Source organism: Nostoc sp. LEGE 12454 (assembly GCF_056620565.1).
In genome coordinates this window covers 1-25,137 of the sequence record NZ_JBWQXL010000021.1, presented here as the reverse complement: position 1 = coordinate 25,137, position 25,137 = coordinate 1, and the positions used below count along the sequence as shown (strand labels likewise).

Annotated in this window: 11 protein-coding genes and 2 pseudogenes; 8 read left to right on the top strand and 5 right to left on the bottom strand. The window is 42.0% G+C overall.

The features are described from left to right. Positions 1 to 418 precede the first annotated feature (418 nt). The 4 genes from AC1F2U_RS20950 (at position 419) to AC1F2U_RS20935 (ending at position 13,526) form a co-directional block, all read left to right on the top strand. Positions 419 to 1,906, top strand: a complete 1,488-nt coding sequence (locus tag AC1F2U_RS20950) for a protein kinase domain-containing protein (RefSeq protein ID WP_480262835.1) — start codon at positions 419 to 421, stop codon at positions 1,904 to 1,906. A gap of 379 nt (positions 1,907 to 2,285) precedes the next feature. Further along, a complete protein-coding gene (locus tag AC1F2U_RS20945) occupies positions 2,286 to 2,837 on the top strand; it encodes a hypothetical protein (RefSeq protein ID WP_480262834.1) in 552 nt (183 codons plus the stop codon). A gap of 57 nt (positions 2,838 to 2,894) precedes the next feature. After that, the gene (locus AC1F2U_RS20940; protein WP_480262833.1) at positions 2,895 to 7,811 is read left to right on the top strand and encodes a beta-ketoacyl synthase N-terminal-like domain-containing protein; all 4,917 of its coding nucleotides are present in this window, start codon (positions 2,895 to 2,897) and stop codon (positions 7,809 to 7,811) included. Between the two features lie 408 nt (positions 7,812 to 8,219). Further along, positions 8,220 to 13,526 carry an amino acid adenylation domain-containing protein gene (locus AC1F2U_RS20935; protein WP_480262832.1) on the top strand — a complete coding sequence of 1,769 codons (5,307 nt, stop codon included), beginning with the start codon at positions 8,220 to 8,222 and terminating at the stop codon, positions 13,524 to 13,526. 49 nt (positions 13,527 to 13,575) lie between these two features. Here AC1F2U_RS20935 and AC1F2U_RS20930 read toward each other — a convergent pair whose 3' ends face one another. Beyond that, positions 13,576 to 13,722, bottom strand: coding sequence for a hypothetical protein (locus tag AC1F2U_RS20930; RefSeq protein ID WP_480262831.1), 147 nt, complete (start codon positions 13,720 to 13,722; stop codon positions 13,576 to 13,578). A 331-nt stretch (positions 13,723 to 14,053) separates the two neighbouring features. Between AC1F2U_RS20930 and AC1F2U_RS20925 the strand changes: the two genes are divergently transcribed. Continuing rightward, a complete protein-coding gene (locus AC1F2U_RS20925; RefSeq protein WP_480262830.1) occupies positions 14,054 to 14,641 on the top strand; it encodes a PEP-CTERM sorting domain-containing protein in 588 nt (195 codons plus the stop codon). A 383-nt stretch (positions 14,642 to 15,024) separates the two neighbouring features. Here AC1F2U_RS20925 and AC1F2U_RS20920 read toward each other — a convergent pair. From AC1F2U_RS20920 to AC1F2U_RS20905, 4 genes and pseudogenes are all read right to left on the bottom strand, one after another. Then, positions 15,025 to 18,243, bottom strand: a pseudogene (locus tag AC1F2U_RS20920) (efflux RND transporter permease subunit). Further along, positions 18,240 to 19,577 carry an efflux RND transporter periplasmic adaptor subunit gene (locus AC1F2U_RS20915; RefSeq protein WP_480262829.1) on the bottom strand — a complete coding sequence of 446 codons (1,338 nt, stop codon included), beginning with the start codon at positions 19,575 to 19,577 and terminating at the stop codon, positions 18,240 to 18,242. Before AC1F2U_RS20915 ends, AC1F2U_RS20920 begins: the two are co-directional and overlap by 4 nt. A 40-nt stretch (positions 19,578 to 19,617) precedes the next feature. Further along, the gene (locus tag AC1F2U_RS20910) at positions 19,618 to 20,493 is read right to left on the bottom strand and encodes a phosphotransferase (RefSeq protein WP_480262828.1); all 876 of its coding nucleotides are present in this window, start codon (positions 20,491 to 20,493) and stop codon (positions 19,618 to 19,620) included. 606 nt (positions 20,494 to 21,099) lie between these two features. After that, positions 21,100 to 21,757: pseudogene (locus tag AC1F2U_RS20905) on the bottom strand (ISLre2 family transposase); the annotation flags it as partial. 234 nt (positions 21,758 to 21,991) lie between these two features. Between AC1F2U_RS20905 and AC1F2U_RS20900 the strand changes: the two are divergent. The 3 genes from AC1F2U_RS20900 (at position 21,992) to AC1F2U_RS20890 (ending at position 25,080) form a co-directional block, all read left to right on the top strand. After that, positions 21,992 to 22,270: a hypothetical protein gene (locus AC1F2U_RS20900; RefSeq protein ID WP_480262827.1), complete on the top strand. Its 279-nt coding sequence runs from the start codon at positions 21,992 to 21,994 to the stop codon at positions 22,268 to 22,270. Between the two features lie 499 nt (positions 22,271 to 22,769). Next, entirely contained in the window at positions 22,770 to 23,576 is an 807-nt protein-coding gene (locus tag AC1F2U_RS20895) for a class I SAM-dependent methyltransferase (protein ID WP_480262826.1), read from the top strand. A gap of 193 nt (positions 23,577 to 23,769) precedes the next feature. Beyond that, entirely contained in the window at positions 23,770 to 25,080 is a 1,311-nt protein-coding gene (locus tag AC1F2U_RS20890) for a prenyltransferase/squalene oxidase repeat-containing protein (protein WP_480262825.1), read from the top strand. Positions 25,081 to 25,137: the final 57 nt, after the last annotated feature.

Genomic DNA, 25,137 nt, shown 5'->3' with positions numbered 1-25,137 from the left:
ATTAATGGTGTAGCTAACCAATGAAATGCTTATAAAAATTGGTTAAATAGCTATCTAACAAATGTTTCTGGAGATAATCTTGTTCCTGTCGAAACTTATAATCCAACATTCTTTCAAAATTATAACTTTGCTTTTGGCAATTATTATAATCATCCCAAGCAAATGATGTTTAAAGACTATATTAATATAGTTAATGGTAATCAAAAAGTAAAGCTAAATTATCTATGACAATGTAGCTGCTTGGGATGGCCATACTAGCAGTAAATTGTTGATGCATATGTTCCCTAGCGTTAGTTTTCTCCTGGAGGAGGAAAATTTTATTTATTCGCTAACTGTCTGTTTTTTGCATAATTCTTGAGGATGCAACACTATTAAATAAAGAAATAATGTTTGTTCCAAAATTAATAAGGTATTAGAAATGATTACAGAAATTGAGTCAGGAACTTTAATAAATAACCGTTATCAGATTCAGAAATTGCTTGGTAAGGGAGGATTTGGACGAACTTACCTAGCATTAGACAATCAGCGATTTGATGAACCTTGTGTTTTGAAAGAGTTTGTACCAACAGCGTCAAAAGCAGAAAACCTACGGAAATCCCAGGATTTATTCGAGCGTGAAGCAAAAGTTTTATACCAGATTCAGCATCCTCAAGTCCCCAAATTTTTAGCTTGGTTTATAGATAACCAACGAATCTTTATCGTTCAGGAATATATTAACGGCAAAACTTATTCTGAAATTTTCTCAGAACGCCTGGTGCAGACAGGTCAGCCTTTTTCTGAAATAGAAGTGAGAACATGGCTGACAGATGTATTGCCAGTTTTAGACTATCTCCACGAACGTAAAATAATTCACAGAGATATTTCACTAGAGAATATCATGCTACCTCATAATCAATCTAAACCTGTGTTGATTGATTTTGGGACAGTTAAAGAAAATTACACGCCGATTCTGTCTGCTGATTCTCTAAACTTTTATAACTCAATTCGTATTTCAGTAGTTGGAAAGTTTGGCTATTCTCCACCTGAGCAGTTACGTTTAGGATATTCCTATCCTTCCAGTGATATTTATGCACTTGGTGTTTGTACAGTGATTCTTTTAACTGGAAAAATGCCACATGCTCTCTTAGATGAATCACTAAATTGGCAATGGCGTTCTCAAGTCAATATAAGCGATGATTTTGCCAAAATTATCGAAAAAATGTTAGTACAAGAACCAAATGCCCGCTTTCAATCAGCTAAAGAAATTCTCCTTGTCTTGAATAATCTAGACAGTAGTTCATCTGTTTTACCTCGTTTTGACTTCAAAATCACATCTCCAATAAAGGCTATTAAGATTCGTAGAGAAAAAAAAGAAACTAATAAGGCATTAGAAGAATTATTAGTTTTACAAAATTTAGAACGAAACCTAAGAAAATCTAATAATATAAATGAAAATATTAGTCTGCAAAAACCTATTTATCTCAACTTAGATTTATCAGAGTATACAAAACAAAAATTGAGTGTAAATTCTGAGTCTTCTACTCATGCCTTGATTAAAAATTCGGCGATATTCACAAAAATTCATAATTTTTTAACGAAAATAACTACTAAAGAAGTAGCAGAAAATAATGACTGTAATAACAAAATTTATATTCAAATTAACATACATAAATTTATAGAGAATTATTCGGTAACTAGTAATTTACAGCTTTTTGAACTTATCAAGAAAGAATATACTAATTTTGTTGGGCCAATTGCACAGCTAATTATTAATAACGTACTAGTAAGTTTTTCAGATTGTTCTACCAAACAAATTATTGAAATATTAGCAGCAGAAATTCCTGAAAAATTAATGGCAGAACAGTTTCAAAAGCACATGTATAAGATAATTGAATCAAAATTGTATATTTTACAAACTACTGAATAAGTAGCTGTCATCAACTGTATGTCATAATAACTTTTGTAGGCGATCGCAGCTCTCAAAGGCGCTTTAAATCTACGGTTTTTCGCCACAGCAATATTTATAAGTTAACTATATCGCTTATAAATCGTTTATAAATTACTTAATATTTTCTTTTCTACTCTTTTCCTTCAAAGACGCTATATGAAAGGAGATGGCGGAGACGTTCGACAAATTATTTAGAGCTTTATATATTTCTTAATGTTTGCTATTTACGACTATCTTTTCTAAAAATTGCTTTTCAATTGCATAATTTTATAGATTAGATCCGTAATATACATTATAAGCAACTCTCCTAAAATTTTGAATGAATTCACTCATCTTAGTTATACATTAAAGTAGAAAAATGAACTTTTTAGTATTGGTTAACGAGCAGCAAAAAGAAGTACAAAATTTTGTTGATGAAAGTAACCTCAACCTAAATAAACATTTTGTCAGAAACATAATTAGTATTCGAGGTGCTAATTATTCCACTCAAGCTATTGAAAAAATCGTAAATCAAAGCCATCCTTCCTTAAGAAAAAATGCAGGAGTGGCATTTCCCGTCGAAGTTAATTATCAAGAACGGTTAGTAGTTATTCAGGAAGTAAAGAGAACCTATTCACATATTCTTAACGTGGATGAAGTAATTCAAGCTATCCGTTCTGCTGTGTTGGAAGAACATGGATTGCAAATATATGCTGTAGTACTTCTAAAGGCAATAAGTCTCCCAAAAGACTCTGATGGAAAGATTGACCGTCAAACTTGTCAGAAAATTTTTCTGAATGCAAGTTTGGATGCAATACATACTTGGACAGTAAACCCCCAACAAGATTTGCAGCAACTACAGGCAGATGTAGATGCTTTGTTAGAAAACATACAAATGTCTATTCAACAGGCACAGTTCAAAGTCTCTTAACTTCACTATTAATTACAAACTCCGTCCATTGCTGGATTTATTATAAGGAAAAAGCAAATGATTACTAGCCTCAACAATTTTGCCAATAAAAATAATGTTAACTTTTCTACTTTAATAGACCTTTTAACCTATAGAGCGCATAATCAACCTGAGCAAACAGCTTATACTTTTCTTGTTGATGGAGAAACAGAAAGTGTTAACTTAACTTATCAAGAATTAGATCGAAAAGCACGCGCGATCGCTACTCAACTTCTGCAACAAGGAGTACCAGGTTCGCGAGCTTTGTTACTGTATCCACCTGGACTAGAATTTATCGCCGCCTTTTTTGGTTGTTTATATGCTGGTTTTGTCGCAGTTCCAGCTTATCCACCCCGACGCAATCAAAAAATGTCTAGGCTACAGGCGATTGTATCTGATGCTGAAGCGGTAGTAGCATTGACTACAGAATCTATATTGACAAGCATCTCGCCTCAATTAGCTGAAAATATTACATTGGCGATGATACCCTGGATCGCAACTGATAGTATTAACATCGGTATAGTTGGAAATTGGCAGCATCCAAATGTCAATAGTGATACTTTGGCTTTTCTGCAATACACTTCGGGTTCTACTGGCACACCGAAAGGAGTAATGATTACCCACGGTAATTTATTGCATAATTCTCAACTAATCTATAACTTTTATCAACACACACCCCAAAGCCAAGGTGTAATTTGGCTGCCACCTTACCACGATATGGGATTAATTGGTGGGGTTTTGCAACCGATATATGGTGGTTTTCCAGTAACGCTGATGGCACCGGTTGCTTTTCTGCAAAAGCCTTTCCGTTGGTTGCAGGCGATTTCTAATTACAAAGCAACTACGAGTGGAGGCCCAGATTTTGCTTATGACCTCGCCTGTCGCCAAATTACCCCCGAACAACTAGCAAGTCTTGATTTGAGTAGTTGGAAAGTTGCGTTTACAGGTGCTGAACCGATACGCGCCCAAACACTGGAACGTTTTGCCGAGACTTTTGCTCCTTGCGGTTTCCGGCACTCAGCTTTCTATCCTTGTTATGGGATGGCGGAAACGACTTTAATTGTATCTGGCGGTTTAACATCTGAAGTTCCAATTGTTCGTCATATTCAAACCACAGCTTTGTCACAAAACCAAGTCATAGATACTACTGCTGAAGCTGGCGGCAAAGCGATTGTTGGTTGCGGTAAAAGTAGCCCAGACCAAAAAGTATTGGTTGTAAATCCCGAATCATTTATGCCTTGTGCAGATGGACAGGTGGGAGAAGTTTGGGTATCAGGGCCTAGCGTTGCTCAAGGTTACTGGAATAATCCCGAACAAACAAAAAATACTTTTCATGCGTACCTTGCAGACAATACAACTGGCCCTTTTTTGCGAACTGGAGATTTAGGCTGTTTACAGGATGGTGAGTTGTTTATCACTGGTCGTCTCAAAGATTTAATTATTATCATGGGTCGCAACCATTATCCCCAAGATATTGAATTCACAATTGAAAATTGTCATCCAGCATTACGTCCTGCTAGTGGTGCAGCCTTTGCAGTTGAAATCAATAACTCAGAAAAGTTGGTCATAGTCCAAGAAGTTGAACGCTCTCATCTCCGCAAACTCAATGCTGATGAAGTCATAACAGAAATTCGTAAAGCCGTAGCCGAACACCATGACTTGCCAACTCATGCCATTGTCTTAATTAAAACCAACAGTTTACCCAAAACTTCTTCCGGCAAAGTGCGACGCAGTACCTGCCGAGCTGAGTTAGAAGCTGGTACTCTTGATATGGTTGCCCAGTGGAGTGCTGATGCTCCCAACAAGACGCAAGAAGCAATTGCACCACAATTAGAACAAACAGTAAACACCGAAACGATCGCAGCTTGGTTAGTCGCAAAAGTTACTGAACAATTGCAATCTCCCCAGGAAATTAATATTGACGAACCGCTTGCACAATATGGTCTGGGTTCCTTGGCAGCCGTGAGAATTTCTGGAGAATTACAAGAATGGTTAGGACGGGAACTTTCACCGACGCTGTTATATGATTACCCTTCTATCGCTGTGCTGGCACAATATTTAGGTGATGGAGTGCCACAACCGAAGATAATAGCGCAACCGCAAACAGAAAATAATGCGATCGCGATCGTTGGTATTGGTTGCCGTTACCCTGGTGCTAATAACCCAGAAGCCTTTTGGCAATTACTCCGTAATGGTGTTGATGCCATTAGTGAAGTACCTAAACAGCGATGGAATATCGATACTTTCTACGATCCAAACCGCGCTACACCAGGCAAAATGAATACTCGCTGGGGTGGCTTTTTAGAGCAAGTAGACCAATTTGACACGCAATTTTTTGGCATCTCCCCACGCGAAGCAGAATCTCTCGACCCGCAACAGAGATTATTACTAGAAGTTAGCTGGGAAGCGCTGGAAAATGCAGCTTATCCACCAGATAAGTTAGCAGGAAGCAATACTGGTGTCTTTGTCGGGATTAGTAATTTTGATTACTCTCAATTGCAATCCAAACGAATTACTGGATTAGATGCTTACACGGGTACAGGTAACGCTTTTAGCATCGCCGCTAACCGTATTTCCTATTTGTTAGATTTGCGCGGGCCGAGTTTGGCAGTAGATACAGCTTGTTCTTCATCTTTAGTTGCGGTTCACCAAGCTTGCCAAAGTCTGCGTCAGGGAGAATGCGAACTGGCCTTAGCTGCTGGTGTAAACTTAATTCTCACTCCACAATTGACGATTACATTTTCCCAAGCCGGAATGATGGCTAGCGATGGACGTTGTAAAACTTTTGATGCTAATGCTGATGGTTATGTCCGGGGAGAAGGTTGTGGTGTAGTAATTCTCAAGCGTCTTAGCGATGCTCGTCGGGATGGTGATAATATCCTGGCAGTGATTAAAGGTTCGGCAATTAATCAAGACGGACGCAGCAACGGACTGACAGCACCCAATGGCCCAGCCCAACAAGCAGTGATTCGGCAAGCGATGCAAAATGCAGGTGTGTCACCTGATGAAATCGGCTACATTGAAGCCCACGGTACTGGAACCTTTTTAGGCGATCCTATCGAAATCAATTCCTTAAAAGCTGTACTGACGCCAGGGCGATCGCCGGAAAATCCCTGTGTGATTGGTTCGGTCAAAACCAACATTGGACATTTAGAAGCAGCAGCGGGAATCGCTGGTTTAATTAAAACTGTACTATCGTTAGATCGCGAGGAAATTCCACCCCATCTGCACCTCAAACAAGTTAACCCCCACATTTCTTTGGCTGGAACGTTATCCATCCCCACTGCATGTGTACCTTGGCATCGAGGACATAAACGGCGCTTGGCTGGTATCTCTTCCTTTGGTTTTGGTGGTACTAATGCACATGTAATTTTAGAAGAAGCACCTCTTCAAAAACAAACAGGCCGCGATGAACGGCAGATGCATCTTTTTACACTCTCTGCTAAAAGTGAAAATGCTTTGCGCGATTTAGCACGAGATTATGAAAATTATCTTGGTAATAACCCTGATGCATCATTAGCAGATATTTGTTTTACGGCTAATACCGGACGTTCCCATTTCAAACATCGCCTAGTTGCGATCGCTCAATCTAACATCGAATTACAAACGGGACTTGGTGCTTACACGGTTGGTAAAAAAACATCTCAGTTAGAAAGCGGTAAAATTAGCGGCAAAAAGCATCCCAAAATCGCCTTTTTATTCACAGGTCAGGGTTCCCAATATCTAAATATGGGTCGCCAACTTTACGAAACTCAACCGACCTTCCGCGCTTGCATCGACCAATGCGATGAAATTTTGCGGTTACATTTAGATAAACCTCTGGTGTCGGTTTTGTATTCTGATGAAAGTAGCTGCATCGATGAAACTGCCTATACCCAACCAGCTATATTTGCTGTAGAGTACGCTTTGGCGCAATTATGGAAGTCTTGGGGTGTGGAACCAACAGCGGTAATTGGTCACAGTTTCGGTGAATATGTGGCTGCTTGCATTGCTGGAGTATTTAGTTTGGAAGTAGGACTGAAGCTAATTACTGAACGATCGCGCTTGATGCAAGAAATCAAGTCAATGGGTGCGATGGCTGTGGTATTTGCCAATGAAGCGCAAGTGCAAGCTGTAATTGAATCTTACAGATCGGAACTTACGATATCTGCGGTTAATGCTCCTAATAATATTACCATCTCTGGTACGATCGCCAAAATTGAAGCCGCGATCGCCCAATTCACAGCCCAAGGAATTGAGACTCGACGCTTGAATGTATCTCATGCTTTCCATTCTCCTTTAATGGATGAAATGCTTGATGCTTTTGAACAAGTAACAAGCCAAGTCAAATTTCAAGCACCACTGATTCCTTTAGTTTCCAATGTCACCGGGAATTTTCTACCAGCAGGACAAGTACCTGATGCCAAATACTGGCGATGCCATACGCGCCAAGCTGTAAGATTTATGGCAGGGTTGAATACTTTATTAGCAGAAGGTTACGAATTATTCATAGAAATTGGTGCTAAACCAATTCTTTCTAGTCTGGGTAAACGTTGTCAGCAAAACGAAGATTCGGTTTGGTTGCCTTCTTTGACTGCAAAGCGAGATAATTGCCAAACATTATTGGAAAGTGTATCAGTATTGTATCTGCGAGGAGTAGATATTGACTGGACGGGATTTGAAAGCGATTATTCGCATCAGGTACTTCCAGTTCCTACTTATGCGTTTCAAAGAAAACGTTACTGGGTTCAATCGCAAAATTCGGTTGACAGTACAGAAGTAAATCTCAATAGCAATGGTTCTAAACCTGTTGCTTCAGTTAATGGTGATGGTAGAAGAACACCATCTCAAGCATTGGTAGAAAAAATGCTCAAACAACAACTACAGATTATGTCTCAGCAATTAGAAGTTTTGCGTAGTCATAATTTGTCCACAGACAAATTTTTGCCATTCCAGAATGGAATACGGTCAAGATAAGTCCCCTGTAGAGACGCGACGCCAGTCGCCTCAACGGAGGGAACCTCCGCACGGGAGGCGGAGGGTTTCCAACGCCTGTGCGGTCTTGGGGTCTTCCCACAGACCGCACTGGCTCCTTCGCAAACAACTGCGTTAGCAACGCAGGAGAGTCACCCAAAGGGCGCTGGCTCATTAATCGCGTCTCCTAAAACTAAACCGTATTGATTTATAACCAAATTTAGCGAAAAAAAGAACGGTAAGTTAGTGATTGCATAAATTAATTGACTTACCCCTATAAAAACATAGGCGATATATGGGACTTATTTTATTTTTGCGAAGTTAGGTACACATTTATTCCTTCTTCCTTTTATATATAGCCCCTGGAAAACTAATCAGATTAAATTCCAATTAAGCAATTGATGAAAAATCATGAACACATATACTTTTAACACTGATAATTCTTATTTTCAAGTTACCAGTCAACCCAATAAATGCCAAAAATTATTAACAGAACTACGTACAATTATTGCAAATTTACTCAAATCCGATCCAGAAGATATTGATGTTCATGCTCCTTTTTTAGAAATGGGTGCTGATTCGATAGTGCTAATTGATGCCATTCGTCAAATTGAAAATACTTTTGGAATTAAAATTGCGATTCGTCAGTTATTTGAAGAACTAACAAACCTCAATACATTAGCAAACTATATTGATGAGAGTATACAACAAGAACCTATCAAATCTCAAATTCAAGAACAACCCGAAATATCGCCCTCTCAAGCGTCAGAAACGACATCTGAAACATTAGTAGAAATCGTTCTTCGGCAGCAGTTTGAATTGATGTCTCAACAGTTGGAAATCTTGCGTAATTCAAGCTTATCAATAAATTTAAATTCTTCCCCTAGCCCACATAAAGAAGCGAAATTTGCCCATAACCCAGTAGAATTACAGAAATCAACCGCAAAACAAGATTTACCCTCTTCTTTCTGGCGAGTTGAACAATCGGCAGCCAAAACCCTCACCCCACAACAACAACAATATTTAGATTCTCTGATCGCCCGTTATACCAAACGTACAGCAAAATCCAAACAGCGATCGCAAACCTATCGCCCTGTCCTCGCCGACAGAAGGGCTTCTGTAGGATTTCGTCCCGAAACTAAAGAAATCCTCTATCCTATTGTTGGCGATCGTTCTCAAGGTTCAAAAATTTGGGATATTGATGGCAATGAGTATATAGATATTTCTATGGGTTTTGGCGTACATCTTTTTGGTCATGATGTTCCCTTTATTACAGAAGCTCTAGAAAATCAACTCAAGCAAGGCACGCAAATCGGCCCCCAATCTAAACTTGCTGGTGAGGTAGCAACTTTAATCTGTGAAATGACAGGAATGGAACGAGTCACTTTCTGTAATTCAGGTACAGAAGCAACGATGACAGCGATGCGTATAGCCCGTGCAGCTACAGGTCGTGCCAAAATTGCTATTTTTAAAGGCGCTTATCACGGTCATTTTGATGGCACCTTAGCCATACCACAAACATCTGAGGATGGAAAATTACCAGCACACCCAATGGTTCCAGGGGTGCTGCAAAATATGGTTGATGATGTTTTGCTTCTGACTTATGGGGCTTCTGAATCGCTTGATATTATCAAAGCCAATGCTCATGAATTAGCAGCAGTTTTAGTTGAGCCGATACAAAGCCGCAAACCCGATTTACAACCTAAAGAATTTCTGCAACAGTTGCGAGAGGTAACACAACAACTAGATATCACCTTGATTTTCGATGAAGTAATCACAGGTTTCCGTGTTCATCCCCGTGGAGCGCAAGCATGGTCTGGTGTTGATGCAGATATTGTCACCTATGGCAAGTTAATTGGTGGGGGAATGCCAATCGGGGTAATAGCTGGAAAAGCAGCTTATATGGACAAAATTGACGGTGGTATGTGGAACTATGGAGATGAATCTTATCCAGAAGTAGAAACGACATTTTTTGCTGGTACTTTCTCCAAACATCCTTTGACGATGGCAGCAACACGAGCCACACTCCTACACCTCAAAGCTGAAGGAGCTACCCTCCAAGAGCGATTGAATCAACGCACATCACAGTTAGCCGCAACACTCAATACTTACTTTGAACAAGAAAATATCCCTGTCCAGATAGTGCATTTTAGCTCGCTTTTTCGCTTTACTTTATCGGGAAATTCTAGCTATCTATATCAGCCTTTAGAAATGGATTTGCTGTATTACTCTTTAATTGCAAAAGGCGTTTATATTTGGGAAGGACGCACCTGTTTTCTATCTACTGCACATACAGATGAAGATATAAATTATGTAATTCAATCAGTCCAAGATAGTGTACAAGAATTGCGCACAGTAGGTTTTTTTCCTAAAAAGGTAAAATTATCGATAGTCCAAAAGCAGACATATAACACATCAGACAAATTGAGAAGTTCTGTAGCTTTGGAAACCCAAATTAAAAATGAATTAGAAGTAAAACCAGCATTCAAAATTCCCCTGAGTGATGCCCAAAAGCAGCTTTGGTTTTTAGCTCAAATTGGTGACAATGGGTCTTTAGCTTACAACATTTCCCTCAATATTCAATTACAGGGTACACTTCATCTAGCAGCCATGCGTCAAGCAGTGCAGCAAGTGATACAACGTAATGAGGCTCTACGTACAACTATCAGCAGTCAAGGCGATTTTCAAGAAATATTACCATCACTGCAAATAGACGTTCCTGTAATTGACTTTTCAAATGTAGAAGATGGCAACTTTCAACTAGCCCAGTGGTTGCAAAACGAAAGCCGCGAATCTTTTGACCTCACCAACGGGCCTTTATTCCGCGTTCGGATTCTGAAATTAAAAGACCAATTGCATATATTAGTTGTTAGCGCCCATCACATTATTACTGATGGCTGGTCAATCAGCGTTATCTTGCAAGAAATGATTGCATTGTATTCAGCAACTTGTCAGGGTGATGTTTACCAGCTAGAACCACCGATGCAATATAGTTCATATCTCGACTGGCATCGTCAATACTGTGAAACAGACGAGATGAAAGCTCATGAATCTTATTGGTTACAGAAGTTTGCCAGCCCAGTTCCAGTTTTAGACCTGCCCACTGACCGTCCTCGCCCACTAATCAAAACTTATCAAGGTGGCAGACAACAGTTACAGCTTGACAGTAGCTTAAGTGGTGCAATCAAACAATTCAGCAAGCAAAACGGTTGTACCCTATTTATGACGCTGCTGTCTGCATATGCTGTCTTACTCTATCGCTTAACCAACCAAGACGACATTACCATTGGTATTGTTGCTGCTGGACGCTCTCTTGAAGGTAGTGAGCGACTAGTTGGTTATTGCAGCCATATGCTACCGATACGCGGTCAAATTGTGGGCGATGCGACATTCGTCGAACATCTCAAAACTTGCAAAAGTTTGTTGTTGGATGCCTATGAGCATCAAGATTATCCTTTCGCTAAATTAATTGACAAACTGGGAGTAAAGGCTAGTAGCAGCATGTCTCCTTTAGTGAACGCCACCTTTAACCTGGAGCGCCCCGTAGACATTCCCCAAATGTATAATTTGTCAAGTAGCTTGTTACCTCAATCTATAAGTTTTGCTGACTACGATCTAGGCTTGAATGTGACTGAGATTGAAAACGAGTTACTGTTGGAATGTGATTATAATGCAGACTTGTTTGATGCTGCCACTATTGACCGCATACTTGGACATTACCAAACGTTATTGATGGCGATTATTGCCAGCCCCCAAACATCGCTCTCGCAATTATCCTTATTAACAGCAACCGAACGCCATCAAATACTGGTTGAGTGGAATAACACTCAAACCGACTATCCCCAATATAAGTGTATTCATCAAATATTTGAACAACAAGCACAATTAACTCCGAATGCTGTAGCAGTAGAATTTGCTGAAGAAAAACTGACCTACCGAGAGCTAAATCAGCGTGCTAACCAATTAGCGCATTTTCTACAAAGTTTAGGTGTAAAACCAGAAGTCCTCGTGGGCATTTGCGTTGAACATTCTGTAGAAATGTTAGTAGCGATGCTGGGTGTTCTCAAAGCTGGTGGTGCTTACGTACCCCTAGACCCGGCTTATCCTCAAGAACGCTTGGCTCATCTGCTAGGTGATTCTCAAGCCTCAGTGCTACTGACAAGTGCTGAATTAAAGAGTCAACTGCCTCCACACTCTGCAAAACTAGTAGCATTGGATACGGATCGGCAAGTGATTTCTCGTCAATCAATCACGAATCCTGTTAGTGTTGTTGAGCCGACAAATTTAGCCTATGTGATTTATACTTCGGGTTCTACTGGCAAATCGAAAGGGGTACTAATTCCGCACCAAGCCTTAGTAAACCATAACTACGCCATAGCTAAAAATTATGAACTCAAAGCGAGCGATCGCGTCCTACAATTTGCAAGCTTTAGCTTTGATGTAGCTGCCGAGGAAATATTTCCTACTTGGTTGAGTGGAGCAACTTTGGTACTACGACCAAAGAAAATGTTTGCAATCGCAGATTTTGTGCAATTTGTCAAAAAACAAAAATTGACTGTCCTAAACCTGCCAGTAGTATACTGGCAAGAGTGGGTTTCCCAAATGCCCCATATCAGCTGGGCAGAGAACGTACGTTTATTGGTTCTTGGTAGCGAAAGAGTCCCATTAGAGCGGTTTATTACTTGGCAACAGCAAGTAGGTAGCAACGTTAGTTGGCGAAACGCTTACGGCCCTACCGAAGCTACAATTACAGCTACAGTCTATGATTCCCAAGTGAGTTTAGAACATCAAACAGCTTCTTCACTGTTTATTGGTCATCCCATAGCTAATACTCAAATTTATATTCTCGACCATCATTTGCAACCAGTGCCTATCGGTGTTGCAGGTGAATTGCATATTGGTGGTAATGGTTTGGCACGAGGTTATCTTAACCGTCCAGAATTAACAGTCGAAAAGTTTATTTTCAACTCCTTTAGTGATGAACCGACAGCCCGCTTGTACAAAACAGGAGATTTAGCCCGCTACAGAAGCGATGGTACTATTGAATTTATCGGTCGAATTGATAACCAAGTGAAGATTCGCGGTTTCCGTATTGAATTAGGAGAAATCGAAGCAGCGCTGAGTCAACATCCACAAGTCAGAGAGTGTGTAGTTATAGCCAGCGATGACCAACTAGATAATCAGCGATTGCAAGCATACATTGTTTTTCATCAAGAGCAAAATGTAGATAGTAGCAAACTGCATCGCTTCCTCAAGCAAAAATTGCCTGAGTACATGTTACCCTCTACTTTCTTCCAAGTAGAAACCATACCCCTTACCCCTAACGGTAAAATCGATCGTCTTGCTCTAAATAGCTTGGGTGTGTTAATCAACAATATTGAGGTGAATATGGTTTCACCCCGCAACCCTATCGAGGAGTTACTAGCTTCTATCTGGGCAGAAGTTTTAAACTTAAAACAAGTCGGTATCCACGATAATTTCTTTGAATTGGGAGGCAATTCGCTCTTAGCTATGCAACTTGTAAATCAGGTCAACGAAGCCTTCTTGATAGAGTTACCGTTGCGTAGTTTATTTGAATGCTCGACAATCGCTGAAATAAGCGAATTGGTACAGACTCACAAACTTGAACAAGTAGAAAGTGATTCTCTAGAACAAATTTTAGCTGAAGTTAATGAGTTAATGGATACAGAAATCGAACAAATGCTTGCCAACTTTTAGTAGGCTAAGGAATAAGGATTAAATAAGATCCAATAATTATGGATTTTATTTAATCCTCATTTATTAGTGGTATCATCACCACTTCTTCTAGGGAGCATCCACTTTTGGCAGAAACACTCAAATGTCTCTCTCCTAAGAAAACAGAATGGTTTCTTCCATCTATAGTGGGCGATCGCTCATGAACAGCTTCTATCACTTTCCGGGTATTCTGAATATCTGAAGTTTGGGAAAAACAAGCGACAATGCTCTGCCGAAGATCCTTGCGATCGCTAAAACATAGCTTTCAGTAAAATGTATAAAATGTTCAGGCACTGCTGGGATTAAGGAAAGAATTAAAAATAGAGTTACAAAAATTATTCCAACTGCCAGCTATCCATTGACATCGCAGATGTAACATAATCTCTGCATTATCTCGGAGCCAAAACTTACTGTAGGCATCGCAGAACTTGTTGGTGTACTGAGTGTATCTTAAATTGCCAAGGATGTGATAGCATACTTTCAACAATTTTAGATAGCATAACCTTTTCATGAATCAAGTTCGACTCCCCAAACTTAGCATCGCCGTGATTGGTTTGGTAGTTGCAAGCGTATTTCATGCTACTCCGGTGCTGGGAGCTATTCTAACTAAACAAGAATTTTCAGGTGATTTTACCTTAGTCGATGCTACTACCCCATTCCTTACGAACTTTTTGCCATTCAAGAGCGAATATTCGGGATTCGTGGTTTACTCAGAGAATGGGACTTTGAGAGATTGGGAGCTATCCGTCAACAATCTAAACCTGAATTTGAATCCAGGATCTACTAATGGCGGTGACTTAACCCCAGATGTTGATTTTGAGCTTGATTCTAGGTCGAATTGGAATTTAGTAGTTGATTTTGGCATTGCTTTTGATGCTCCTAGATATACCCTAGAAAGAACTTCAAGCTCTGAAATTACCTTGACGGGTGAAGTGGGACGGGCAGGAACATACATCTATCAAGATTCTGCTGCCAATATTACCCTGAGTTCTTCATCTACATCAGTACCTGAATCCACTTCCCTACTAGGTCTATTGTTTGGAGTTGGTGCAATTGCTGTCTCTAAAAAAGCTAGTGAGACTAAATCTCAAGGATGAATACTCAACTCTTTAGCAAAGCTTTATCGATCTACACAGCTTTGAGCCAATCACAGACCACAGACCTACGCCCGCTATTCATTGCTCTATAGCCGAATGGCACGCTTGATAACGTGAAATCTAGCCAGGGCAGGGTGTAGGGGGTAGGGTGTCGGGTGTAGGGAACAAATCAAGAAAATGAACAACAAGTGCGAACATTAATAAACTTTTTCGTCACTACACCCGACACCCGACACCCAAAAGTCTTATGAATACTGGATTTGCTGATATCTTAGTGCCATTCCTCTATAGCCATCCTGAGAATGGGTTTAATTAAAATTAAACTGCAAAACATTCTTCAAATTTTTTGCGGTCTCCCCTAACCGAACCGTATTGAATCAGCTCTAATGGCTGGCTGTATGGCTACTGCGATCGCGTGAAAAATCATGCAACAGTGCCATCAATGCCGGAACCACAGTCGGGGTCAGGATTGTGGAAAACGCTAAACCTCCGGTTAAGGCAATTCCTAGACCTTGATACAGTTCAGATCCCTGTCCTGGAAAGATTGCTAAGGGAATCATACCCAGGACGCTCGTACCTGCTGACATAAAAATGGGACGGAGGCGATCGCGTGTCGCATTGTAGAGCGATTCATCGTATTTTTGCCCTTCCTCCTGAAGTTGTAGCACTCGCTCCACAATCAAGATGGCGTTATTCACCACTACTCCAGTCAAAATCAAAAACCCCAATCCGGTAATCATATCTAAAGGCACAATCACGCCAGGAATCCAGTTGGCAACAACCAGACTTAGCAATGCTCCTGTCAATCCCATTGGTACTGTTGCCATAATCACCAGTGGATAGAGGAATGAACGGTACAGGGCAACTAGTAGCAAATAGGTGATAATCACCGAAAATACAAAAGCAGAGGCGAGTTGTCCGACGGTTTCTGAAAGGCGATCCGCAGATCCAGCCAGTTCCAGGCGGAATGCCGACGGCAATTTGGTTCGTAATGGTGCCAGAATTTGATTTTCAGTTTGATTGACAAGTTTTCCTAATGGTGCATCTGGAGTCAAGCTCACCGTTAGAGTAGTAGAGCGTTCTAAATCCACATGATTAATCACACCGGGCCCGGTTGTTTCGCGGACAGTTGCTACATCTGCAAGCTGAACTTGTCCCCCTTGAAAGCTAGTCATTGATTGCTGACTATTCCCTGCTGGCTGCGCTTGAGGAATTTGAGAACTGTACAGCGACAACTGACGCAGCTGTTCGGGTGTTTTGACAAAGATATTTTGCAACTGTACAGTAACATCCAGTTCTTCTTTACCATCCACAAATTCAGAGGCAAAGCGTCCTCCCAGTGCCGCTTCGACCATCGCGCCAACCTCCGATTCTGACAAACCCACTTCGGCAAGCCGGAGGCGGTTGGGAATGACTTGCAGTTGGGGAGCGCCGTTAATAGAGTTAGAGCGAGCATTCGCAACTCCCGGCAAGGCTGAGATTTGCTGAGTTAACTGTTGCTCTAGCTCCCCAAGTAGTTTCAGGTCTGGCCCAATGATCTGCACCTCAAAGGATTTACCCGGATCATTGAAGATGGGAAACCGGATTGGAAACATGAATTTGTAGCCTGGATAACCAAAGCTTTTACCAGTCAAGCGTTCTACCATCTGGGCTAGCCCGCTACCTGTCGCTGATTCTGGCTTGAGGCTGATGCCAATCCCGCGAAACTGCGGAAAGTTAATAAAAAATGTGTTGGCGATTTCAGATTGCTCTTTCAGGAATCCTCTGGCAGGCGCAGATAGTTTGACTGCCTCTGGGACACTGGTTCCGGGAAACGTCTCGGTCAACCAAAACACAAAATTGAGGTTGCCTTCTGGTAAATAGTCTGCCGGGGGCAGCAAGACAATACTGGAAGCTAGCAAAACAATCGGAATAGACAGCAATGCAAGTCTGCGCTTGAGCCGACGCGGGCCTAGTGCCCAACCAACTGTTGCCAATAAAAAGCTTTCTAACTTGCTTTGCAGCCGTCGAAACCCGAACGAAGTCTGCACGATCGATCGCTCTAGCCAGTTGCCGCTACTTTGTAGTTGGGAATCGCTGGCGTTTCCTAATTGGAACGTTTGCTGTGCTTCTGCTGGGTTGAGAAACAGACTCGCTAACATTGGTAGCAATGTCAATGATGCAAACATTGATAATACAGCAGCAGCCGTAATTGTAATTGCCATATCGACAAACAACTGTGCGACTTCGCCCGTCACCAGCACCAGGGGCGCAAATACTGCCACGTTTGCCAATGTTGCCGCCAAGATTGCCCCGCCGACTTATTGCGTCCCATCAATTGCCGCTTGCAGGCGACTTTTACCCTGCTGCATGTGGGTAAAAATGTTTTCAATGACGACGATCGCGTTATCGACCACCATCCCCGCCGCAAATCCCAATGCTGCCAAACTGATGATGTTGAGCGATCGCCCCAGCACTGCACTGACGATGAACACCACGATCATCGCAATCGGAATGCTAATGGCAACAACAACAACGGTGCGGAGTGAACCCAAAAACAGTAGCAATACTGCGATCGCCAACACTCCACCTGTAATTAAATCACCCCGGACGTTAGACACCGACTGGTCAATGTACGTGCTTTCATCGTAAAGAATCTCAAACTCAACTCCTTCCCCCTGGCGATCGAGTTGCGTTGCCAAATTCGCTAATGCGGCGCGGACTCCCTTAGACACTTGCGGCACATTCGCGCCTACCCGACGGATGATGCCAATTCCGGCAGAGGGAGCATCGTTGAACAGAAAGGCGCTGTCCTGGAACTTGCGCCCCATTTCCACCTCAGCAACATCCCCCAGATATACTGTTCCTGCGTCGTTGCGCCGCAGGACAAAGGTTTTGAGTTGATCTAACTCTTGCGCTCGGTTGACCGTCCGCACCTGATATTCGCGTTTTCCTAGCACCAAGGGCCCGCCCCGAATATCACGATTGTTGGTTCTTAGGGTGTCAGTGACATCGGTAAGGGTAAGATTGCGATCGGATAAGGCTTTCGGATCGACTAATATCTCAACTTCCCGCTCCTGTCCGCCGACAATAAAGAAGCGACTCGTCCCTTCCACTCGCCTTAGTGCGGGTTCAATCACTTCATCAATCAGGTCGCGGTAGCGGTTAGAGTCAGTCTGATAACCGGGTTTGGGCTTCAGCACGATCCACATCATCGGGTTATTGTTGCCGCTAGCAACCTGTACATCAGACTCGCCCGCTTCCTCTGGTAGTTCTTCTAGCTGCTGTAATTTGTTCAGCAGATTGACTAGGCGGGCATCGACATCAGTACCCCACTCAAACTCGATCGTGATAGTGCTAATCCCTGATAGACTTTGGCTGGTTATTTCTTGAACGCCCTCGATTTCCTCCACCACATCTTCAATTGGGCGAGTGATCAAATCTTCTACTTCTGCTGGAGCTGCACCGATGTAGGGAGTGGTAATTGTAATTTCTGGGCGATCGCCTCCTGGTTGCAGTTCCAAAGGCAGTCTGAACAGGGCAATCAACCCAAACATCGTCAACAGACAAAATAAAACAAAGGTGCCATGCCGCCAACGGACAGAGGTTTCAATGAAGTTCATGATTCTTGCCTCGTGTTTTGTTCCGCAATCTGCACTGGCGCTCCATGCATCAGCGCTTCACCACCCCGCACCACAACGGGTTGCCCGACTTGCAATTGACTGCTAGAAATCGCCACTGTTTCGCCCATATCAACGACTAGTTTCACTGGTACTTGGGCTGCTTTGCCATTGGCAACGGTGTAAACCAGCCAATCTTCATCACGCCGAACCAAAGCATCGCGGGGGACGATAAAGCTATTCGGCTCAACCTGCAACTGTAGCTCTGCCGCGATCGCCATTTTGGCCAATAAATTCTGGGGTGGATTTTGCAATCGCACTCGTACCATTTGCCGCCGTGATGCGGCGTTGGCAGCCGGAACCACGCCGCTAATTGTGGCACGTCTGCGCCAGTTAGGAATAGCACGGGCAGTCAATTCTACAGGCAAACCGGGGGTGATGCTGCCGCTGAGTTGCTCTGGCAATTCGAGAAAGACATCCAACTCGTTGCTATTCACCAGGGTTAACACCGGATCGCGAATATCGACCAAATCGCCTGTGCTGACCTCCCGCGATCGCACAATTCCCATCATCGCAGCTTTGACCTGTGTCCGTGCCAAGGCAAGTTGTGCCTGATTGACCAAAGATGCGGCGGCGGCGACGCTGGCTTGTTGAGCCGCAATTTCTTCGCGGGTAGGGCCGGCGGTGGCTTCTGCCAGCGTGGCTTCTACTTTCAACCGTTCTGCTTGGGTTGCATCCACCGCAGCCCTTTCCTCTAATAGCGCTTTCTCACTGATTGCTCCTGCTGCCACTAACTCTTGATAACGTTTGAGGTTCTGCTGTGCCTCTCGTTCTCGTGCTTGGACAGAACGGAGTTCGGCTCGACGCTGGTTAATGATTTCCGGTCGGGTGCCTACTAAAAGACGCGCTAGTTCGCTGCGCTCCTGCGCCAGCCTTGCTCGTGCTTCTGCCAATGCTAGCTGCTGATCTGCATTGTCTAACGTGGCAATCGTCATTCCTGGTGTGACGCGATCGCCCACCTCCACCAAAACCCGCTCGACTGTGCCAGCTGTTTGGGTACGGAGTGTGGCGCTTTTACTTGCCTCAACTTGCCCTAATAACTGGATGCGTCTAACGCCTTCGCCTCGTTTCAGGGCAACGGTTTCTACGGGCGTTGGGGGCAGTGCTTGAGCCATTTTAGAAGATGCGGGTTCACTGGCAGGAGTGATTGTCCGCCAAATAACCACACCGCTACCCACTAGTAACAGGAGTGCTAGCAGCCCAAGTTGCACTCGGTTTAGGCGGCGAGGTGCAGCTGAAGGTTTTGGTGATGAACCCTGAGATTGGGAAGTTTTCATAGTGAACGAAGCACCTCTAATTAGATGCCTGGTATGGGTTCTATTCGTTGAGATAGTGCTCATCGCGTAAGTTATTGAGCATCACTTTGGCATATTCAGCCCAGTCAGGAAATTCTGGTAGTAACGCATAAACCCAGACAATCGCGTGGAGTTGTCGCATCTTGATGTATGGCTCCAGTACGCTAGAGTCAGGCGCGTTGGGATAAGCTGACCTCCCTTCGTCATCCAGGTTGATCAAGTCCCAGGCGATGTGCCCCCTGCAAGTGTCCTCAAAGTCGTTCCAAAGCCATCCTTCTGCTGTGGGGATTAAATTTAAAGCATTGGCATCACCATGCAATGGCTGTAGTTGATCGGTTGCTAACTGAGGCAATAAGCGATCGTAAGTCTCTTGCAGCAATGTTAAATCACTTGTAGTCAAAATATCGCCCGCCTGTTTCAACCGCTCCAGCCCGCGGGGAATATCGTTCCGGGGCGGTGCTAATAGAGGTAGATCGCCAGGATAATCGTGCAGAAGCGCGTGTAATTCAGCCAGCATTCGGCCGATGATTTGAGGATCTGGCAAGCGATCAGAGACAGGTTGGACATAGCGCCAGAAGGTCATAAATAACCCGTCGTGCTGGTGCGGGATTGCGGGTAAGCGATCGCTGGGTGCAATGACTGGAGAGCCGCATGAGGCAAGAAACTCAGCTACAGAAATTTCACGCGCCAGCCAGGACTCGATTGGCGAACGGAGTAAAGCGGTGACGGTACTGACACGGGCAACAATCGGTGCAGGGTGTAAATAAACCCGCACTGAATAAGCATTATTCAGCACATGGGGAGCGTTTACCTTTACGCCGTGGGCAGAAACAACCGATACGGCTGCTGCGACTGCCCGTGCTGTGAGTGCAGTGCGGTTTGAATTTTCAGATGACATGACGAAGACTTTTTGCTTTGTAGCGTGTGACTCATCGCAGAGAAAGTATATTTTGTAAAAGGGGCTAGGGACTGGGGATTAGGGATTGGGGACTGGGTGTAAAATCGATTATGTTATAAGTGGGGCTTTTACCCACCACCAAATTTTAAAAAACAATTCCTGGTACCCAGTACAGGAGTGTCGGAGTCCTCCACCAACTTTTATGTATGATGCGGGACTTTGACGCTCGTAGACTCGCTAACGCCGCGACCAAAACACCAATAGCATTACCTAAGGAAGAAACAAGCGAGAGTGTAGACTACCGGAGCAACGTGATTTTCTGAAGTCGGAAAAAAAAAAGAGCGATCGCTAAAATATATAGCTAAGTAAAAGTTATTTTTGACACAAAATGCTCTAAATAAGTATGACAATTAATCTTAATGAGTTATTTCAAAAAGATGACTGGTCAGTAATTTGGTAATAATTTAGCTTTAATACCAAGTATTAATTATTATAATAAGCTGTCGATGAGAGAGTTTATGTATAAATTGTTGAAGCACAGCTGAGGTTAAGGAAAGAAGTAAAAATAGAGTCACAAAAATTTTCCCAACTTCCAGCTATCCATTAACATCGCAGATGTAACATAATCTCTGCGTTACTTTGAAGCCAAAACTTACCGTTTCCCTTCATACGTAAGTTAACAGCTTGACGAATTAAACAATCAAGAAGCACCACTACCAAGTGGTAGCTGATGGGAGGCAACAACAGGATAGTTTAATAGCCGCCTACGATATGCTTTGAGAAGATAATTACGCTCTCTAACTAAAATTTTACAACGCTCTCCAGTCGATGTTGTAATAAATTCACCCATATCTCTCATTAAATTTAGAGATTGACCTTTTTTCAAAGCTTTTCGAGCTTTTTTAAACCATGATTGACGCTCATTATCTGTAGTAAAAGCAGCATTAGCAAAGTCTTGTAAATGTGAAGCAGCATGATAAAAATCTAATAGCTGATAAGTGGCAGTTGGGCATTTTACTTTCTCCAATAAAGGCGGAATATGTTTCTAAATCCACTCAGCACCATCAGCAACTAACAAAACCTGTTTAGCTTAACTTATTACCAAATCAACTAGATACATCTATAAAATTTTTACCAACTCTTTATAACCTAAATATGTACCATCATTGGTAATAGGTATAGCTGATGTTCTAACTTTTTTACCATGCTCATTCACGGAAATAGTTAATAACTGTGGTTCAACCCATTCGTAAGTAAGTTGTACTAAAGTTGGAATCCAAATTTCAACTTTAGTTGGAGCCAACCTTCCATTTTGATATGGACTGATTTATCAATCATTCTATTGAGCAAAAGTTTCAACTTTTAGGGGACGACAAGTTAGAGTTAATTGCATATATTTGTACAGAAAGCCACCAAAGCTTCAACAAAAGTATGTAAACGTTTAGTTTCTGACTGGCGGCGAAATCCTCTAGTTAATTAAAAAAGGCAAAATACAATTATGGATGTTTGGAATTTGGCTAAAGGTTTAGGAGTCGTAATCGTTGGCGCAATAGCTTTCTCTGGAAACTCTGCTATTGCCAGAATGAATCAGAGTGTGACTCTAGAGAATAATCTGAATGCACCTACTTTAAACACACCGATTAAAAAGCACAATACATTAGGAGACGATGCGCTGAAAATTAATTACAGCATTAAACAAACTCAATTTCAAAATAGAAATGCTGTAAATAAGAAAAAAGTTTTGATAGCCTGCCGCCCGATCATAGCGTGTCCTTAAACCCTAGCGTTTTTTATTTCATCCTAATAAAAAAGCTGCCGAAATCACAGCCAGCTTTTTTATTAGGTTGGATTAGGTACGATGGTTACAAGCGAACCGGCGTAGCCATCGCACTTATTCACTCATCAAATTTAATAGGCTTGCCATTGAAGTGACCCTAGATAATTTCCGGTCTAAGCCACCCAGATAAATTCCAATTCGTTGCCATTATTATCCACTAATCCCTCAAGTATTCCCTTGAACAATAGCTTGCCTTGTGGCTTAGTCTTCTAGTTGAGTCTGTATGATTTAACAGTTATCAAAATAATTTTAGTTTACAAAGTAAAATCCGTTGACTAGCTGACACAAAATAGCGTTATTAATATAACTGGTAATTTTAAGCCCTGTAATAGGTAATTAAACCTCTTAATTACGAATTACAAGACTTACAAACGCTCTAATTCTTCGCATATATTTAAGAATAATTAATTAAGTCAAGCAGTTCTAAGATGAAGAAAAAATGATACATGATGACCGTTATACACTAGCCACTGGAAAAGTAGGCGCAAATCGATTGCAAATTCTTCACCAAATCCATAAGCCATATACAGAGTTTTTACTTGCGCGAGTTGGACTCAACGAAGGGATGCATATAGCTGACATTGGTTGCGGTATTGGAAGTGTTTCCACTTGGTTAGGCGAGCAAGTTGGATTCAACGGTTCAGTTATTGGTGTAGATGTGAGTACAGAGCAGGTAGAACAGGCACGAGGAAATGCAGACGCACTTGGCTTGAAAAATGTAAAATTTGTCTTAGGCAGCGCTTACAATACGGGATTACCTCATAACTCCTTTGACCTAGTTTACTGCCGCTTTTTGCTAGTCCATCTAACTCACCCTGAAGATGCACTGGAACAAATGCTGGCACTACTCAAGCCGAGTGGGTTGTTAGTGTGTGAGGAAGCCGACTTTAGCACTGCTTTTTGTCAACCTCCTAATTCTAGCTACGACCGTTGTATTGAGCTTTTCCTTAAACTGGGTAATGCTCGTAACCAGCACTTTTGTATGGGAAGCAAGCTTTACCAAATATTTCAAAATGCTGGTTTGCTTACGCAAGAAATTTTTTTAGTGCAGCCGGTCGCACTTCACAAAGAAACTAAGCGTTTAATAGATTTGTCACTCAAAGAGGCAACTGATGCTTTAATTGAAACTGGAATAACAACACCAGAAAAGATTAAGCAAACTATAGAGAAAATAAGAGAGTTGGCAGAGGACGAAACAACACTGTTTGGCATCCCTCGTGTGACACAAATCTGGGCGCGAAAATAACTATACAGTTTATTGAAGCTTTACAGAATTATTGGATTGTGAAAAGAAAATCAATTCTCTAGTGAACAATTGAAAATATAAAGCGTGGGCAGGTGAGGGTCAAAAGTAAAGTGTATTTTTGCGTTAGCGCAGCTTACCGTAGGTAGTTCACAGTTGTTACGCTTTTGACTACTCTGATGCACAGTATATATATATGAAAAATTTAAAAAACTTCTCTGAGTCTTCTATACTCACTTCTTCTGTTTTTCAAGCTTTAATACGAGGTGAGTCAGATTTGCGCGATCAAGTTATAGACTGCCAGAAGAAACTTACGGACTATCTAAAAGACCAAGTGAAAACAGACGGTTCTCTCAGAGATATTTGCAAGAGCCGTGTGCTTGAATCCTCATTAATGCTGCACTTGCTTACTATCCAAAAAATATATCCAAATTGTCAGTATCAACTCACTCAATACTTGACTACTCAACTTGACAAAGAGCAGAATGATCAGTTCCAGAAAGCTCTAATTTTTGGAGCATTAGGTAAAAGCACACCTTCAGATGTACAAGTTGTTGAAGACTATATGGTGGGCTTTAAGCATTTCACAGTAAGCCGTAAGTACATGCTGTTCCGTGCAATCCTAGCAGAATTACAGGTAATAACTTACGGCTGTCAATACCAGGTAGAACACTTTTATTATCACGGTTATCAAAGTTGGGTTGCAGCGGAAATATGCGCTCTTAAAGTTTTATACGCTTTTGGTTTAAACAACCCAAAATGGGTCAATCATCATGACATAGAATTTCTACTGGCAACGCAGAACAATGACTCTATATGGGAAAAACACGTTCTGGCTAATATCATCATATTATTGGCACTTCAGAAATTTCCAGAACACCACCATATAGTCTTGAAGGGAATTAACAATTTGCTAAGTTGTCAAAACTCAGATGGCGGTTTTCCTTTTATTGCTAGTTTTGAGATTTTCTGCACAGCAACTGCTGGAATAGCCTTAACAAAGACTGGAATTGACATTGAGACTCTGTTAGAAATGGCTGAGTATATAGTAGGACAACAACAGTCAGATGGCGGATGGTCATATGCGGAGGGTGTACGTCAGACTGACGTAGATGATACTTCTTTTTGCGTAGAATTTTTACTGTCAGTTAACCCTGAAAAATACAAAGAATACATTTCAAAAGCAGAGGCGTATCTTCTCGCTATTCAGAATAAAGATGGTGGCTTCCCTACCTTTGTTCGTGGTAATCCATCTGAAATTACTATGACAGCAGCAGCTCTTAACGCCTTGACTCCTCGCGCTGCTAAATATACAAATGTCTTCGAGCGTGGGCTAAACTACATCATCAGCCAACAAAAGTTGGACGGTTCTTTTGAAAGGAGCTGGAGCCTGAGCGAGGCACAGGCTATTTTCCGTTCGCTGTTAGCAATGCGTACCCCTAGCTATCTAATTGGTATTTTAGGGCTTGAGACTCAAGCACAGAGAGAATTTCTGTATGTTGATTGACCAAACCTTGTATTGCGGTAATTGGATCATGGTGAAGGCGATGTTTGCGTTGGCGAG